This is a genomic window from Streptococcus infantis (assembly GCF_047464615.1).
GTDB lineage: Bacteria > Bacillota > Bacilli > Lactobacillales > Streptococcaceae > Streptococcus > Streptococcus infantis_Y.
Map to the genome: position 1 here is coordinate 49,990 of NZ_JASHBO010000004.1, position 16,559 is coordinate 66,548.

The window sequence follows — 16,559 nt, forward strand, 5'->3', positions numbered from 1 at the left end:
AGGCTACTTTTTAAAATTCTTTGTAAACATAAGGATTCTCTGGCTTATCGACTTTTACGAAAGATTGAACTTCAAGAGTTGGGAGGACTTGGTTAAGTTCCTTGTGATAGTGATTGCTAATCTTACCTTTGACTCTTACCCAGGTATTATTTTCATAATGATTGATATTTCCTGTGGTCAAGAGGCCGAAAACTCCTGAATCAGCGATACAGTGCATAATACCAAAGCGAAAGATAAATTGACTATTAGCGTGATTCGGATCATTGTAGACAAAGCCTGTGAACTCGATTTCCTTGCCTTCAAATTCATTTGGAAAATCATAGATAACTTCCATGACTTCCAAGTAATTCTCATCCTTGATGACAATGCTTGATTGAGCTAAGTATTTATCAGCACTCTTACGAACAGTGTCTACATAAGTTGTGTGTGAATAAAACCTACTCGTATCTGGTTTAAGATACTGACTGCTCGTTCCTTCACTTGCTTGGATTGCCTTGTCAGTTCCTTCCGACAAAGGGAAATAATAGCCTTTTGCAGATACAGTTTGTGAGTCTAGTGCAACAGTTGGAAAGGCAAATCCAACTAACAAAGGTAAACTTAAGAGGACAAAACTAGCAAGCTTGGCTGCAAAACTATGTAAGTGACTATGTTCTTTCAAACGCTTGAAGCAAATATAGGCTTGAACGATGGCTAGCAAGAAAGACAACACCATTGTTATATAAGCCAGATAAGAGTAGTGGAGGTTTAGATATTGATTGAGCTTACCAGATAGGTGTAGATAAAGGGTTAAGAAAAAATAACTAATCAAAATAAGAAATCGTATCATATCATCACCCCGACTAGATAAGAATAGACAAGAACAACAAGAGTCACAATGGTCATGAACTGCCAAATAAAGCGAGTTTTAAGATAATTCTTCATCATGAGTAGGTTTTTGACATCAAGCATTGGTCCAATAATTAGAAAGGCAAGAACTGGCGCAAATCCGAAACTAGAGAGCAACGAAGAGCCAATAAAGGCATCCGCTTCACTACAGAGTGATAGAAGGAAGGACAAGACCATCAAGAGAACAATAGCAAGTAGTGGTGTTGCGCTGATAGAAGTCAGGATCCTAGTTGGCACATATACTTGGACTATACTTGCAAAAAGACAGCCAAAGACCAAATAACGTCCCATATCAAAGAATTCATCGATAGCTTGGATAAATACCTGAAGGATTTTTTGACTTTTACTCAAGTGAGAAAAATCATGCTCATGACAAGCCAATCTATATTCCTTTTGAATAGGTTCCTCCCAGAAAAATCCAAGGAAAATACCTAATATAGTAGCAACAAGAATCGAACCTAAAGCGCGGAGTAAAACCATTTTAAATGAATTACCAAAGGCTGAATAAGTTGCAAAAAGTACGATGGGATTGATGATAGGAGCGGTTACTAGAAAGGGAACAGCTGTATAGCTTGGAACCTTCTTCTCTAAGAAACGATTAATGATAGGAACGATTCCACATTCACAAGAGGGAAAGAGAAACCCTATGAAGGTACCAAAAAAGATCCTCCCCAATCGATTTTTAGGGAGAAATGTATAAACCTTCTCAGGAGTCACATAGACTTCAATAGCACCAGAGATAATACTACCAATCAAGACAAAGGGTAGGGCTTCAATGATGATTGATAGAAAAATAGCGCCAGCTTGTAACACACTAGAAGGTAGACTTTGAAAGAGTGTCATCTATTTTTTCTTTTCAGCCTTATCTTTCTTTTCTTTATCATCTGGAAAAGCTACTTGCTTCAAATCAGGTAGTTTTGCGAACTCTTCGAACATCTTATCTAAGTCATCAGTTTTTGTAAATTTAACAGCCATAAGGCATACCTCGATTCTTATTGTTTCCTCTATTATACTATTATTTCAGCCAAAAGGTTTAATTTTAAATTGACAAGACAAATGAATTTTTATCTTCAACAAATACCAAGCTAACTGTGACATTAATGAAAACAAGCTTTCTTCCTTATGGTATAATAGTCTCATGGATAAAAAATATGAAAAAATTTCCCAAGATTTGGGTGTAACCTTAAAGCAAATTGATACGGTCTTGTCTTTGACAGCAGAAGGAGCAACAATTCCCTTTATCGCTCGTTATCGGAAAGACATGACTGGTAGTTTAGATGAAGTAGCCATTAAAGCTATTATTGACCTTGATAAAAGTCTAACCAACCTCAATGACCGTAAGGAAGCGGTTTTGGCTAAGATCCAAGAGCAAGGTAAATTGACCAAAGAGTTAGAAGAAGCCATCTTAGCTGCTGAAAAACTAGCAGACGTTGAAGAGCTCTATCTTCCCTATAAGGAAAAACGTCGTACCAAGGCAACGATTGCGCGTGAGGCGGGACTTTTCCCTCTTGCTCGCTTAATCTTACAAAATGTTTCTGACCTAGAAAAAGAAGCAGAAGCATTTGTCTGTGAAGGATTCGATACTCCACAAGATGCTTTAGCAGGTGCAGTTGATATTTTGGTTGAAGCTCTCTCTGAGGATGTCAACTTACGTTCAATGACTTATCAAGAGGTCCTTAGACATTCTAAGATTACATCTCAACTTAAAGACGAAACTCTTGATGAAAAACAAGTCTTTCAGATTTATTACGATTTCTCGGAGACGGTTGCTAACATGCAGGGCTACCGTACACTTGCCCTTAATCGTGGTGAGAAGCTAGGCATCTTGAAGATTGGTTTTGAGCATGCAGTTGAACGTATTCAGGCTTTCTTTGCTGCTCGTTTTAAGGTTAAAAATGCCTATATTGAAGAAGTTATTCAGCAATCTGTTAAGAAGAAGGTACTGCCAGCTATCGAGCGTCGTATCCGTACCGAATTGACAGAAAAGGCAGAAGAAGGTGCTATCCAACTCTTCTCAGAAAACCTTCGTAATCTCCTTCTCGTAGCACCACTAAAAGGGCGCGTGGTTCTTGGATTTGACCCTGCCTTTCGTACAGGTGCCAAGCTTGCGGTCGTTGATGCGACTGGTAAGATGCTAACAACGCAAGTCATTTACCCAGTAAAACCAGCTTCAGCTCGTCAGATTGAAGAAGCAAAGAGAGATTTGGCAGATTTAATTGGCCAATACGATGTTGAAATCATCGCTATCGGAAATGGAACTGCCAGTCGTGAAAGTGAAGCTTTTGTTGCCGAAGTGCTCAAGGATTTTCCAGAAGTTAGTTATGTCATCGTTAATGAGAGCGGTGCGTCTGTCTACTCAGCTAGTGAACTTGCCCGTCAGGAGTTTCCAGAACTAACCGTTGAAAAACGTTCGGCAATCTCAATCGCTCGTCGCTTGCAAGATCCTCTTGCTGAATTGGTTAAAATCGACCCTAAATCCATCGGTGTCGGCCAGTATCAGCACGATGTAAGTCAGAAAAAACTATCTGAAAGTCTTGACTTTGTTGTTGATACAGTTGTTAACCAAGTCGGTGTCAATATCAATACAGCTAGTCCAGCCTTACTTTCACACGTTGCAGGACTTAACAAAACCATCTCTGAAAATATCGTTAAGTACCGTGAGGAAGAAGGTAAAATCACTTCACGCGCCCAAATCAAGAAAGTTCCTCGCCTTGGTGCCAAAGCATTTGAACAGGCAGCAGGTTTCCTCCGTATCCCTGAAAGTTCTAATATCCTTGACAATACAGGAGTTCACCCTGAAAACTATACTGCGGTCAAGGAACTCTTTAAACGCTTAGATATCAAGGACTTAAATGAAGAAGCACAAGCCAAACTAAAATCCATTTCAATCAAGGAAATGGCTCAAGAGCTAGACCTCGGTCAAGAAACACTTAAAGATATTATCGCTGACCTTCTCAAACCAGGTCGTGATTTTCGTGATTCTTTTGATGCTCCAGTCCTTCGTCAGGATGTCTTGGATATCAAAGACTTACAAGTTGGCCAAAAGCTTGAGGGAGTTGTGCGTAACGTCGTTGACTTCGGTGCCTTTGTTGATATCGGTATCCATGAGGACGGTCTCATACATATCTCTCACATGAGTAAGAAATTTATCAAACATCCGAGTCAAGTAGTTTCGGTTGGCGATTTGGTTACTGTTTGGGTGAAGAAAATCGATGCTGACCGTGAAAAAGTGAATCTGTCGCTCCTAGCTCCAAATGAATCTAACTGATTACGTTAAACAGGTTTCTTTAGAAGATTTTGGAAAACCTTTCAAACACCAAGCTCAATGGAATACTCGTCTACGGTCGACAGGTGGACGATTTTTCCCAAAAGATGGTCATTTGGATTTCAATCCCAAAGTATATCAAGAACTTGGTTTAGAGGTTTTTCGTAAAATTGTTCGTCATGAGCTCTGCCATTATCATCTTTATTTCGAAGGTAAAGGCTATCAGCATAAGGATTTAACCTTTAAGCAACTTTTAAAAGAGGTCGACGGTCTCCGCTTTGTTCCTCCCTTATCAAGTGCCAATCAAAAGCCAAACTTAGTCTATACTTGTCAGACTTGTCAGCAAATCTATCAAAGAAAGCGAAAAATCGATACCAAGCGTTATCGTTGTGGTCTCTGTCGTGGAAAGCTCCTCTTGGTAAATCGGCCTAAGGACTGATGTAGCAAATCTAGTTTAGTGCTATACTAAGATTAAGAAATCCGAAAGAGGAATAAATTATGAATACAAAATTTTATAAAATGAGAAGAAATCGTATGGTATCAGGTGTACTTGCAGGTCTATCTGATAAGTGGAATCTTGATGTAACCCTAGTTCGTTTCCTTTTTGCAATCTTTACAATCGCAAACTTTGGACTCGGAATTATTATCTACATTATCCTAGCTTCAATCCTACCAACAAAAGAAGACATCGAAGCTGAAATGTATGGAACAGGCCCACGCAAGATCAAAGAAGCCCAGCCTATCAATGATGACGAAGGTTGGTTTTGGTAAATCGCTTTACCATTCTTAAAAAATCAAACCCTTGTAGTACCAAGGGTTTTTCTTTTGCTTAAAAATTTGTGGTAAACTAATAGTAGTTGATTTCAAAAAAATATCTCTATCTTACAAAAATGTAAGATTAAAGGCCTCTTTTGTAAGGTTATGTTATGGCAAGCTATCTTTGTTTGGAGTAAACTTATAGCATAAAGAAAAAGGAGAGAAACCATGAAAACAATCTTACAAAAGAAACATACAAGTAAACCAAGTCCAAAGGATATCGAGCGAGTTGAGTTCGGCATTCAAATGATGCAGGCTCAGTTTCAACTAATGGGATATTAAAAAGGAGATTATCATGACACTATTAGATGTAAAACACATTCAAAAGATTTATAAAACACGTTTTCAAGGCAATCAAGTAGAAGCCTTGAAAGATATTCACTTTACCGTAGAAAAAGGCGACTATGTTGCTATCATGGGTGAATCTGGTTCTGGTAAATCAACCTTACTTAATATTCTCGCCATGCTTGACAAGCCGACTCGTGGTCAAGTCTTTCTAAATGGAACTGACACAGCGACCATTAAAAATTCTGAAGCCTCAAGTTTCCGTCGTGAAAAGTTAGGTTTTGTTTTCCAAGACTTCAATTTGTTAGATACGCTTTCTGTCAAAGACAATATCTTACTCCCTTTGGTATTGTCTAGAAAGCCTATTACAGAAATGATGAAAAAATTGGTCGTAACGGCTGAAAATCTTGGCATCAATCAATTGCAGGAGAAGTATCCTTATGAAATTTCTGGGGGGCAAAAACAACGGGTAGCAGTTGCACGCGCCATTATCACAGAACCAGAAATTCTCCTTGCTGATGAGCCAACAGGAGCTCTAGATTCTAAATCATCTGCAGCCCTTCTTGATATCTTTGATCAAATCAATGAACAAGGACAGACTATTCTTATGGTAACCCACTCAACGGCAGCTGCTAGCCGTGCAAAACGTGTCCTTTTCATCAAGGACGGCATTCTTTACAATCAAATCTACCGTGGTGAAAAGACGGATCGTCAGATGTTCCAAGAAATCTCTGACACCTTGACTGTTATGGCAAGTGAGGTGAACTAGTATGTTTCGATTAACCAATAAGTTGGCCGTATCCAACTTAATCAAAAACCGCAAACTCTATTATCCTTTTGCACTAGCAGTTCTCCTTGCAGTTACTATCAGCTACCTATTTTATTCATTAACTTTTAATCCTAAAATGGTAGAAATGCGGGGTGGATCTTCTATTCAATTTACCCTACAACTAGGTCTCATCGTAGTAACACTTGCATCTGCCATTATCGTCCTTTATGCCAACAGTTTTGTCATGAAAAATCGTTCCAAAGAACTGGGTATATATGGCATGTTGGGACTAGAAAAGCGACATTTGATTGGTATGACCTTCAAGGAACTCCTGATTTTTGGTCTAGTAACAGTCACTGCTGGGATTGGGATTGGTGCCCTCTTTGACAATCTGATTTTCGCTTTATTGCTCAAACTTTCAAAGATGAAGGTGGAGTTAGTCGCAACCTTCCAATGGTCCGTAGTCCTTTCCATCCTTCTGGTATTTGGTCTTATCTTTTTAGTAATTGTCTTCCTAAATGCTATCCGCATTATCCGTATGGATGCTCTCCAACTATCTCGTGAGAAAGCAAAAGGTGAGAAGAAAGGCCGTTTCCTAGTGTTTCAGACAATCTTGGGACTACTCTCTTTAGGTAGTGGCTATTATCTAGCTCAAAGCGTAACAAATGCTCTATTAGCTATTTCTACCTTCTTTTTAGCTGTAATACTGGTCATTTTAGGAACCTATCTCTTGTTCAATGCTGGGATTACAGTTTTCTTGAAAATGCTCAAGAAAAACAAGAAATATTACTACAAACCTAACAATCTCATCTCTGTTTCTAACCTCATTTTCCGTATGAAGAAAAATGCGGTTGGTTTAGCGACTATCGCCATCCTTTCCACCATGGTTTTGGTCACCATGTCGGCAGCAACCAGTATCTACAATGGTTCTGAAAATATTAAAAAACTCCTGTATCCTCACGATATGTCAATTTCAGGACAAAATGTAGAAGTTGAGGATTTAGACCAACTTTTAACTCAGTATGCCAAGGAAAAGAACCTAACAATCAGCACTAAGGATGTTCTTAGCTATGCAAGTTTCGGCCTTTCTAGTCAAGATGGTACCAAATTAACCACCTTTGCAAAAGGTCAAAATAGTGTTATGCCCAAGACAGTTTTCCTAGTCTTTGATCAAAAGGATTATGAAAAAATGACTGGACAAAAGCTGAACCTTACGAATAATGAGGTGGGACTATTCGCTAAGAACGATGGCCTTAAAGGTCAAAAAGCATTCAGTCTTAACAATCAGAACTATACTATCAAGCAAGAAATCCAGCAAGATTTCCTCAGAGACCATGTTGCTAACCAGTATGTACTTTTGATCTCAGATTATAACTACCTTGTTGTCTCAAATTTGCAGGACTTTTTAGATAAATACCAGGATTCTGCTATATACACTCAGCTCTACGGTGGTATGGATGTAACAGCTAGTCCAGAGGAACAGTTAAAGCTATCTGATGATTTCGATGCGTATGTGAATAATTTCAGTCACAATTTCAAGAACGAGGATGGTATGATTTACGGTGCAAACATTGCGAGTGAGTCAACTGTCGAAATGAACGCTCTCTTTGGTGGAGTCCTCTTTATCGGTATTTTCCTCTCTATCATCTTTATGGTAGGTACTGTACTGGTTATCTACTATAAACAAATCTCAGAAGGTTATGAAGACCGTGAACGCTTTGTCATTCTGCAAAAAGTTGGCTTGGATCAAAAACAAATCAAGCAAACCATTAACAAGCAGGTCTTGACTGTTTTTTTCCTACCTCTGGCCTTTGCCTTTCTTCATCTGGCTTTTGCTTATCACATGTTGAGCCTGATTCTCAAGGTCGTTGGTGTTGTTGATTCAGCCATGATGTTAAGCGTAACTCTTTCCATTTGTGGTATCTTTGCTTTAGTCTATGTTCTAATCTTTATGATTACTTCAAGAAGCTATCGTAAGATTATCCAGCTATAATCATAACCACCCGTCAAACGGGTGGTTTGTACCAGGGCTATAAGCCCAAATTACCAGCCAGAGCCTAAAGACGCTGGCTTTCACGTTGTTCAAGCCTTATTGCTCTTGACTCGTCACTTGCCTCTTAAAGAGACATTGGTACTACTTACCACTATCCCTAAAGGGATCCTCATATTCTTTCACACTTAATTTATCTAGTGCTATATCATGTTTTTCCTGTTCTTGGATATATTTCTTAATTGTGGCTTCATTGAGTCCAACCGTACTCACATAATAACCTTCTGCCCAAAAATGCCGATTCCCAAACTTGTACTTGAGATTGGCGTGTTTGTCAAACATCATGAGTGCACTTTTGCCTTTTAAATAACCCATGAAACTTGAAACACTTATCCTTGGTGGAATACTTACTAACATATGTACATGATCAGGCATTAAGTGTCCTTCGATAATCTCAACACCTTTATAACTACATAATCGGTGGAATATTTCTCCCAAACTACTTCGATATTGATTATAAATGATTTTTCGTCTATACTTAGGGGTGAACACAATGTGATATTTACACATCCACTTTGTGTGTGATAAACTATGTGCCTTTTGTGCCATATTTTTCTCCTTTCGCTTTACAATTGGCTTGAACACCTTTATTGTATCGCGTTTGGAGTTTTTTTGGTATAACCTTCGACGCGCACCCGCATAGCGGGTGGTTTATTTGTCTCGCACCTAACGGAGCGAGACGGACTGAAAGTCACATAATAAAAAATACCTCGATTTTTTCGAGGTATTTTTATGTTTTAAATACTAAACAACTGTCCCAATAGATAGGTAACTCCCATGGTCAACAAACCGATACAGAGGTTACGAATCATGGCTGTTTTTGTTGGGGCTTTTCCAAGTTTAGCACTAGTGTAGCCGGTAACTAATAGAGAAATCGCTACGATAAAGACAGTGGCAGGAATTCTGTATTCGCTTGGGAAAATAATAATCGAAAGCATTGGTGGCAGGCTACCAAGTACAAAGGCGATGAAGCTAGATGCTGCAGCATGCCAGGGATTAGTGAATTCCTCATACTCGATTCCGTACTTTTCCTCAACTAAGGCTTTGAGAGGATTTTTAAGAAATGCTTTATTGGTTAAGAGTTGGGCTGATGTTTCACACTCACCATTTTGAAGATAGGCTGCGTAGAGTGATTTTTTAGCAGCTTCCATATCTTTATCCAAAAGTAATTGTTCGCGGGCTACAGCAGCTTCCTCCGTGTCTTTTTGAGTAGATACGGATACATACTCGCCACCAGCCATAGAAAAGGCACCAGCAAGAATTGCGGCTAATCCTGAGAGGAAGATAATCCAGATATTGTTAGTCGCACTGGCAACCCCAATAACAACTCCAGCGATAGAGATGATTCCATCATTAGCTCCCAGCACACCAGCTCTCAAGATATTTAAACGGCCAGCAAAGTTTGCATCAATTTCATGTGTAATTTCTGACATAAATTTCTCCTTCTTGACCATTATAAAGTAAAGAGGAAGTGAATACAAACTTTTTAAACTATCTGAAAAAAGTTCTACAATTCTAATAATAGCCATAGCTATTTCTTATGCCAAGATATAACAAAGTTGTATTTGTAACCTAGTGAAATAGGTGATACAATGAACCTAATGAAATCTTTGGAGGTCTAAATATGACTCGTGAATTTAAATTTGAAACTCTTCAATTGCATGCTGGTCAAGTGGTCGATGCGACTACAAAATCTCGTGCTGTTCCAATTTACCAAACAACGTCCTTTGTATTTGATGATACACAAGAAGGTGCAGATCTTTTTGCCCTTCAAAAAGCTGGTAATATTTACACCCGTATCACTAACCCAACAACTTCAGCCTTTGAAGAGCGTATCGCAGCGCTTGAAGGAGGTGTAGGTGCACTTGCTACTGCATCAGGTATGGCAGCTATTACCTACACAATTTTAGGACTGGCTCACGCAGGAGACCATGTGGTTGCAGCTTCAACTATTTACGGTGGTACCTTTAACCTCTTGAAAGAAACCCTTCCTCGCTATGGAATCACCACAACTTTTGTTGATATTGATAATCTTGAAGAAGTAGAAGCAGCGATTAAAGACAATACCAAGCTTGTCTTGATTGAAACTTTGGGAAATCCGGCTATCAATATTCCAGATATTGAAAAAATAGCTGAAATTGCTCATAAACACCAGATTCCTTTGGTCGCTGACAATACTTTTGCAACACCATATCTTATCAATGTCTTTTCTCACGGTGTTGATATTGCAGTTCACTCAGCAACTAAGTTTATCGGTGGACACGGTACAACTATTGGCGGTGTTATCGTTGATAGTGGCAAATTTGACTGGGCTGCTTCAGGAAAATTCCCTCAATTAGTCGAAGAAGATCCAAGCTACCACAATATCAGTTATACACGTGATGTTGGTGCTGCAGCTTTTATCGTGGCTGCTCGCGTGCAATTGCTTCGCGATATGGGAGCTGCCCTTTCACCATTTAACTCATTCTTGCTCTTACAAGGTCTTGAAACACTTTCTCTTCGTGTTGAACGTCATGTTCAAAATGCTGAGAAAATCGTTGATTTCCTTGTGAACCATCCAAGAGTTGAAAAGGTCAACTATCCAAAACTTCCAGATAGTCCATACCATGCCTTGGCTGAAAAATACTTACCAAAAGGTGTTGGTTCAATCTTTACCTTCCACGTTAAAGGTGGAGAAGCAGAAGCTCGTAAAGTGATTGACAACTTGGAAATCTTTTCAAACTTAGCCAATGTAGCAGATGCTAAATCATTGGTAGTTCATCCCGCGACTACAACACATGCTCAGTTGTCAGACTCTGATTTAGAAGCAGCAGGAGTAACTAAAAATCAAATCCGTCTCTCAATCGGTCTTGAAAATGTCGATGATTTGATTGAAGATTTGCGACTAGCTCTTGAAAAAATCTAAAAATAACTAGTTTTTATTGAATTAAGCATCCTTCTCACGAATAGTAATGTGAGGAGGATTTTTATGTATAGTATTTCATTTCAAGAAGATTCGCTCTTACCAAGGGAACGCTTGGTGACAGAAGGAGTAGAAAGTTTGAGTAATCAGGAATTACTAGCCATTTTATTACGAACAGGAACTCGTCAATCTACCGTTTTTGAAATTGCACAGAAAGTATTGTCTCAATTGAACAGTTTAACTGATTTAAAAAAAATGACCTTGCAAGAACTGCAGAGTTTATCAGGAATCGGGAGAGTGAAAGCTATTGAGTTGCAAGCCATGATTGAACTGGGCCATCGTATTCATAAGCAAGAAACCATGGAGGCAGAGAGTATTCTCAGTAGTCAAAGGTTGGCTAAAAAGATGCAAGCTGAACTGGGAGATAAAAAACAAGAGCACCTGGTGGCGCTCTATCTTAATACTCAAAATCAAATCATTCATCAGCAAACCATTTTTATCGGCTCAGCTACTAGAAGTATTGCTGAACCACGGGAAATTCTCCACTATGCTTTAAAGCATATGGCAACATCTGTGATACTGGTTCACAATCACCCTTCTGGTGCTGTCATGCCAAGTAGAAATGATGACCATGTTACGAAGCTTGTCAAAGAAGCCTGTGAATTAATGGGGTTGGTCTTATTGGATCATCTTATCGTCTCACACTCCGATTATTTTAGTTACCGTGAGAAGACGGATCTGGTGTAAAAAACCTGTATATGATACAGGTTTTACAATTCATTGACGACATAGTCGAAAAGTGTTTTATCTTTGGGGCGATTTTCAAAGAGAAATTCAGGATGCCATTGAACACCGAGGTAAGGGAAACCATCCGTTGTTGTAACAGCCTCGATAATTCCATCTTTAGGATCATGAGCTACAACCTTGAGATTTGGAGCTAGGTCCTTAATACTCTGATGGTGGAAAGAGTTGATATGAGAGATTTCTCCATAGATTTCTCGAAGAATAGTATCAGGCTCGGTGACTAAACGTTGAGTTGTATACTCGGCTGAAGTATCCTGCCAATGGTCTTCAATATCTTGATAAAGAGTTCCTCCCATAGCCACATTAAAGAGCTGGGTGCCTCGACAAACAGAAAAAATTGGTTTCTTTTGTTTGATTGCTTCTTCAATGAGTGCCAACTCAAAAAAATCGCGTTGAAGGTGGTAGTCATCGCTATCGATCGTTTTAGATTCACCATAGAACTTTGGATCGACATTTTGTCCACCAGTTAAAATGAGTTTATCAATCAAGCTAATGTAGTAACTGGCCATTTCTTGATCACCAATTGGTAGGATAATGGGAATTCCCCCAGCTTCCTTGACTCCTTCAACAAAGCCCTTCGCAGCATAGCTCATCATCAGCTCATCATCAGGATGAGCTTTTTCGTTTCCTGTAATCCCAATAACTGGTTTTTTCATAAATGCTTACGCTTTCTAATCCTCTTTTCTCATGAAATAGAGGAGAGTTTGCAATTCACTAGTTAAATCCACATACTGAGCTACCACATCTTTTGGTAGTTGGAGATGAACGGGTGAAAAGCTTAAAATTCCTTTAATACCTGCTTCAACAAGAAGATTAGCTACTTCTTGTGATTTGACACTCGGAACAGTTAAGATTGCAGTTTTAACATCTGCATTTTTTATTTTCTCCTTGATTTGGGAAATTCCATAAATTGGGATTCCATCGGGAGTTTTTGTCCCAACCTCAGGATGATCATCCAAATCAAAAGCCATAATGATTTTCATTTTGTTTCGTTCGTGGAAACGGTAGTGAAGGAGAGCGTGCCCCATATTACCAATACCCACCAACATAACATTTGTAATAGAATTATCATTTAGAAGATCAGCAAAAAACGTCATTAGTTTTTTGACATCGTAGCCAAATCCACGGCGACCAAGTTCACCAAAGTAGGAAAAATCTCGTCTAACGGTAGCAGAATCAATACCAATGGCCTCGGCAATTTGTTTTGAGTTGGCTCTTTCAATCTTTTCTGCATGAAATCTTTTAAAGATACGATAATAAAGAGAAAGTCTCTTTGCTGTTGCTTTTGGAATAGCAGACTGTTTTTCTTTCACAAAATCACAACCTTTCTAAATACTATTTTATAGAAAGATTGTGAAAAAATCAACAAAAATAAGAAAAAACTAAGAAAAATCTTAGCTTATCTTCGTAAAATCATAGTGAGATAGAAAACGATAGAGATTTCCCAGAAGCCCCTGATAGATTTCTTTTCCATTATAGGTCAGAGAAGTAATGACAGTAGTATCTGGAAGAGTCACACAGCCTGAAAGTGATAGCATGAGTGCTTCATAATCTTCGTATTCTAAAACGCGATCGACTTGATAGGTGTCTTTGTAAGTTAATCGAAACATGATTGCCTTCTATCTTTCGCTTTTAGTAAAGACATCACGTTCAACAAGACTATCCATCAAGAAGTAAAATTTCTCTTGGTGGATATGAGTTTTTTCTGACTTAAAGATATCGACTAAACGTAGACCAAATTTATCAGTGATGTTGATTTTTGCACCTGTTAAGTCTTTGTTGATGATAATCTTAAGTTGGAAACCTTCCCCACTATTTGGAACTTTTTCAAGAAGACGTGTTAGTTCATAGTTACCAACCTTAGTTTCAAAAAAAGTGTTATCTTTTAGAGTGAACTTTTTGACGGTTGGGCTAAGTGTGTAATTATAACGGCAATTTTTAAGACTAATGGTTTTTTCGAATGCCATTGAGTTAACCTCCAATGATTTCTTTTAGAGTTTGTGCGAGAGTGATTATTTCTTGCTCTGTATTTTGAGGTGAAATGCTGACGCGAACGGATTCGTGTAAGCGAGGAGAGTCTTCACCGTAGAAAGCCTGAAGAACATGACTAACTTGAACGACACCTGCAGTACAAGCAGAGCCAGTTGAAATAGAAATACCTTCAAGATCTAGACGAAGGAGTAGTAGATCATTACGTTGACCTGGGAATCCAATATTAAGGACATAAGGTAGCTGGTCATTTCCTTGATTGAGGTAATAGTCTGTGTCAGCCATTTCCTTTAAGAATGTTTCTTTTAGTTTTTGAACCTTTTCAAAGTTTTGTGCTTGGTTTTCAAGATCATCCTTTAGAGCTGCTACCATTCCCACAATGGCAGGAAGATTTTCTGTTCCTGCTCTTTTTTTCTGCTCTTGATCGCCACCATGAAGGTAGGAGTCAAAATCTGTAGATGCAGCATAGAGAAAACCAACTCCTTTTGGACCATAAAATTTGTGTGCAGAAGCGCTAAGAAAATCAATTCCCAATTTTTCGGGAAGAATCTCTAATTTACCGACCGCCTGAACTGCATCGACATGATAGACGGCTGGATGATTTTTTAGAACCTCTCCAATTTCAGCAATAGGTAACAGTGTACCCGTTTCATTGTTGGCAAACATAGTAGAAACAAGAATGGTATCTTCACGCAGTGCATTTTTGACCTGGTCTGCAGTGATTTCTTGATGTTCAGGCTGTAAAATAGTCACTTCAAAACCAAAATTTTCAACCAAGTATTTGATGGGTTCTAGAACAGCATGGTGCTCAATCGCAGTAGTGATAATGTGCTTTCCACGATTTTGATGGCGAAGGCAGTAGCCGATGATAGCAGTATTATTGCTTTCAGTACCACCAGTGGTAAAGAATATATGTTGTGGCTTTGTTCCTAGTAAACTAGCTAGTTCTTGACGAGCTTCTCGTAATAGTTTACCTGCTTGGCGCCCATGTCCATGAATACTAGAAGGGTTGCCATAAGTTTCTTGCATGACTTGAGTCATTGCTGAGATAGCTACTGAAGACATCGGAGTCGTTGCAGCATTATCCAAATAAATCAAAAACTCACCTAATTTCTATTTAAATAGTGGACTAACTGGTTTTCTTTCATGAATACGAACCATAGCATCACCAATCAATTCGCTAGCAGTGATGTATTGCACGTTTTTAGGTTTTCTACTTTCTGTCAAAACAGAATCTGTAACCAAGATTTCCTTAATATTTGTTGCATCTAATAACTCTGCAGCACCGTTAACGAATAGTCCATGACTTGAAACCGCATAGATTTCAGTTGCTCCGTCGCGCTCTAGGATTTTAGCGGCTTCAGAGAAGGTACGACCAGTGTTAAGAATGTCATCAATCAAGATTGCCTTCTTACCTTCAACATCACCGATAATGTAACCTTGACTGCGTTCAGAATCATCTTGTGCATAATCAATGATGGCAATTGGAGCATCTAGGTATTCTGCAAGACTACGCGCACGTTTTACACCAGAGTTTTTAGGACTGACAACAACCACATCTGAACCAGTCAAACCTTTATCGCAGTAATGTTTTGCAAAAAGTGGAATTGTATAGAGGTTATCTACAGGAATGTCAAAGAATCCTTGAACCTGAACGGCATGGAGGTCAAGAGTCAATACACGACTAACTCCAGCTTTCACCAACATATTTGCAACCAGTTTTGCAGTAAGTGGTTCGCGCGAAGAAGCGATACGGTCTTGGCGAGCGTAGCCGAAGTATGGAAGTACAACGTTAATGGTATTAGCGCTAGCACGAACACAAGCATCAACCATAATCAAGAGTTCCATCAAGTGGTTATTTACTGGATAACTAGTTGATTGGATGATATAAACATCATATCCACGAACACTTTCTTCGATGTTAACTTGGATTTCACCATCTGAAAATTGGCGTGAAGATACTTTTCCAAGTGGAACACCTGCAGCATCTGCGATTCTTTGAGCAATTTCCTGGTTGGAAGATAGTGCGAAAAGTTTCATGTTTTTTGTATCTGACATCGATAAACCGTCCTCTTTAAACTAAGTGAATCGTTGTAGTGAAACACTTTTAGTGATAGATGCTCTCTACAACAGATTCTATTATTTTTCATCCCTTTTATTTTATCAAAAAAAGAAGATTATTTCAGTATTTTTTCATATTTTCTATAAAACGAACCAATTTTGAAGGAGCTTTTTTGTAATGGATTTCATTGTCTTGTAAAAATTCTTGGAAGTCAAGACTTCCTTGGTTGCCATCTTCCACTTCTAATTCAAGCTCATAGTCAACAATATCAAAGTATTGGCTCTGATCAAGTGCCATGAGTCCGATCGGAGTTTGCTTTTCGTAACGAACAGTAGTTAGGCAACCTAAAACTACCCAGCCACTGGTTGAAAGTCCACGGCTAGTCAATTCGTCAAGAATCATTCCTTGTGGAAGTTTACATTCTTTAAGATAATGGTTTGCTTCCTCAAGGCAGAGATCTTGATTGAACTCCATATTCCCAACTTTTTGTGGGATTTTTATGGTCAATTCAGCGCTATCTTCAAAAGTACGAATGCGCATGGCGATTTTATGTTTGCGAAGGTAAAAATCAGGCGTGTCTAGGTAGTAATTTCTTTGTGTAATAGGTGTAACTCCTGAAAAGTGATCCTGCAATCTTTGATATTCATCCTTGTTTAGAAGTGTTTTCATTTCAATTTCTAAATGTTTCATTTTTTTTACTTTTTCCTTATCTTTGAAAGCGATTGTATGGTA

The 16,559-nt window shown here is 38.7% G+C and carries 19 protein-coding genes; 7 read left to right on the forward strand and 12 right to left on the reverse strand.

Going from position 1 to position 16,559, the window contains the following annotated elements; all coding sequences use genetic code 11:
* Window positions 1-10: 10 nt before the first annotated feature.
* From QM450_RS03200 to QM450_RS03210, 3 genes are read right to left on the reverse strand one after another with little or no spacing between them, the layout of a single operon-like run.
* A complete protein-coding gene (locus QM450_RS03200; protein ID WP_414319631.1) occupies window positions 11-826 on the reverse strand; it encodes a TIGR03943 family putative permease subunit in 816 nt (271 codons plus the stop codon).
* Window positions 823-1,728: a permease gene (locus tag QM450_RS03205; RefSeq protein ID WP_414319632.1), complete on the reverse strand. Its 906-nt coding sequence runs from the start codon at window positions 1,726-1,728 to the stop codon at window positions 823-825. Before QM450_RS03205 ends, QM450_RS03200 begins: the two co-directional genes overlap by 4 nt.
* Window positions 1,729-1,860, reverse strand: a complete 132-nt coding sequence (locus QM450_RS03210) for an SPJ_0845 family protein (protein WP_153225565.1) — start codon at window positions 1,858-1,860, stop codon at window positions 1,729-1,731.
* A 163-nt stretch (window positions 1,861-2,023) separates the two neighbouring features.
* Between QM450_RS03210 and QM450_RS03215 the strand changes: the two genes are divergently transcribed.
* The 5 genes from QM450_RS03215 to QM450_RS03235 all read left to right on the forward strand — a co-directional run bounded on the left by QM450_RS03215 (window position 2,024) and on the right by QM450_RS03235 (window position 8,013).
* The gene (locus QM450_RS03215) at window positions 2,024-4,153 is read left to right on the forward strand and encodes a Tex family protein (RefSeq protein WP_414319633.1); all 2,130 of its coding nucleotides are present in this window, start codon (window positions 2,024-2,026) and stop codon (window positions 4,151-4,153) included.
* Window positions 4,140-4,589, forward strand: coding sequence for a SprT family protein (locus tag QM450_RS03220; protein WP_414319634.1), 450 nt, complete (start codon window positions 4,140-4,142; stop codon window positions 4,587-4,589). The genes QM450_RS03215 and QM450_RS03220 overlap by 14 nt, the downstream gene beginning before the upstream one ends.
* A 59-nt stretch (window positions 4,590-4,648) precedes the next feature.
* Window positions 4,649-4,921, forward strand: a complete 273-nt coding sequence (locus tag QM450_RS03225) for a PspC domain-containing protein (RefSeq protein ID WP_045762960.1) — start codon at window positions 4,649-4,651, stop codon at window positions 4,919-4,921.
* A gap of 340 nt (window positions 4,922-5,261) precedes the next feature.
* Window positions 5,262-6,020: an ABC transporter ATP-binding protein gene (locus QM450_RS03230; protein WP_414319635.1), complete on the forward strand. Its 759-nt coding sequence runs from the start codon at window positions 5,262-5,264 to the stop codon at window positions 6,018-6,020.
* 1 nt (window position 6,021) lies between these two features.
* A complete protein-coding gene (locus QM450_RS03235) occupies window positions 6,022-8,013 on the forward strand; it encodes an ABC transporter permease (protein WP_414319636.1) in 1,992 nt (663 codons plus the stop codon).
* Between the two features lie 141 nt (window positions 8,014-8,154).
* Here QM450_RS03235 and tnpA read toward each other — a convergent pair whose 3' ends face one another.
* Window positions 8,155-8,619, reverse strand: coding sequence for an IS200/IS605 family transposase (gene tnpA / locus QM450_RS03240; RefSeq protein ID WP_000057435.1), 465 nt, complete (start codon window positions 8,617-8,619; stop codon window positions 8,155-8,157).
* 188 nt (window positions 8,620-8,807) lie between these two features.
* A complete protein-coding gene (locus QM450_RS03245; protein WP_414284810.1) occupies window positions 8,808-9,503 on the reverse strand; it encodes a VIT family protein in 696 nt (231 codons plus the stop codon).
* 191 nt (window positions 9,504-9,694) lie between these two features.
* Between QM450_RS03245 and QM450_RS03250 the strand changes: the two genes are divergently transcribed.
* Both QM450_RS03250 and radC read left to right on the forward strand, forming a co-directional pair.
* Window positions 9,695-10,975: an O-acetylhomoserine aminocarboxypropyltransferase/cysteine synthase family protein gene (locus QM450_RS03250; protein WP_414319637.1), complete on the forward strand. Its 1,281-nt coding sequence runs from the start codon at window positions 9,695-9,697 to the stop codon at window positions 10,973-10,975.
* A gap of 63 nt (window positions 10,976-11,038) precedes the next feature.
* On the forward strand, window positions 11,039-11,719 hold the full coding sequence (radC, locus tag QM450_RS03255) for a RadC family protein (RefSeq protein WP_414319638.1): 681 nt from the start codon (window positions 11,039-11,041) through the stop codon (window positions 11,717-11,719).
* A gap of 23 nt (window positions 11,720-11,742) precedes the next feature.
* Here the strand turns inward: radC and QM450_RS03260 are convergent, their stop codons facing one another.
* The 7 genes from QM450_RS03260 to QM450_RS03290 all read right to left on the reverse strand — a co-directional run bounded on the left by QM450_RS03260 (window position 11,743) and on the right by QM450_RS03290 (window position 16,517).
* The gene (locus tag QM450_RS03260; RefSeq protein WP_075231365.1) at window positions 11,743-12,432 is read right to left on the reverse strand and encodes a gamma-glutamyl-gamma-aminobutyrate hydrolase family protein; all 690 of its coding nucleotides are present in this window, start codon (window positions 12,430-12,432) and stop codon (window positions 11,743-11,745) included.
* A gap of 15 nt (window positions 12,433-12,447) precedes the next feature.
* Window positions 12,448-13,089 (reverse strand): redox-sensing transcriptional repressor Rex, encoded by a 642-nt coding sequence (locus QM450_RS03265; protein WP_075231364.1) that lies wholly within the window; start codon window positions 13,087-13,089, stop codon window positions 12,448-12,450.
* An 81-nt stretch (window positions 13,090-13,170) separates the two neighbouring features.
* Window positions 13,171-13,386, reverse strand: a complete 216-nt coding sequence (locus QM450_RS03270) for a DUF4649 family protein (protein ID WP_070460469.1) — start codon at window positions 13,384-13,386, stop codon at window positions 13,171-13,173.
* Window positions 13,387-13,395: 9 nt separating this feature from the next.
* Window positions 13,396-13,743 (reverse strand): DUF1831 domain-containing protein, encoded by a 348-nt coding sequence (locus tag QM450_RS03275; RefSeq protein WP_248034256.1) that lies wholly within the window; start codon window positions 13,741-13,743, stop codon window positions 13,396-13,398.
* 4 nt (window positions 13,744-13,747) lie between these two features.
* On the reverse strand, window positions 13,748-14,863 hold the full coding sequence (locus QM450_RS03280) for a cysteine desulfurase family protein (protein WP_414319639.1): 1,116 nt from the start codon (window positions 14,861-14,863) through the stop codon (window positions 13,748-13,750).
* Between the two features lie 15 nt (window positions 14,864-14,878).
* The gene (locus QM450_RS03285) at window positions 14,879-15,823 is read right to left on the reverse strand and encodes a ribose-phosphate diphosphokinase (protein ID WP_049526337.1); all 945 of its coding nucleotides are present in this window, start codon (window positions 15,821-15,823) and stop codon (window positions 14,879-14,881) included.
* Between the two features lie 124 nt (window positions 15,824-15,947).
* Complete coding sequence (locus QM450_RS03290) at window positions 15,948-16,517, reverse strand: CYTH domain-containing protein (RefSeq protein ID WP_414319640.1); 570 nt, start codon at window positions 16,515-16,517, stop codon at window positions 15,948-15,950.
* Window positions 16,518-16,559 lie beyond the last annotated feature (42 nt).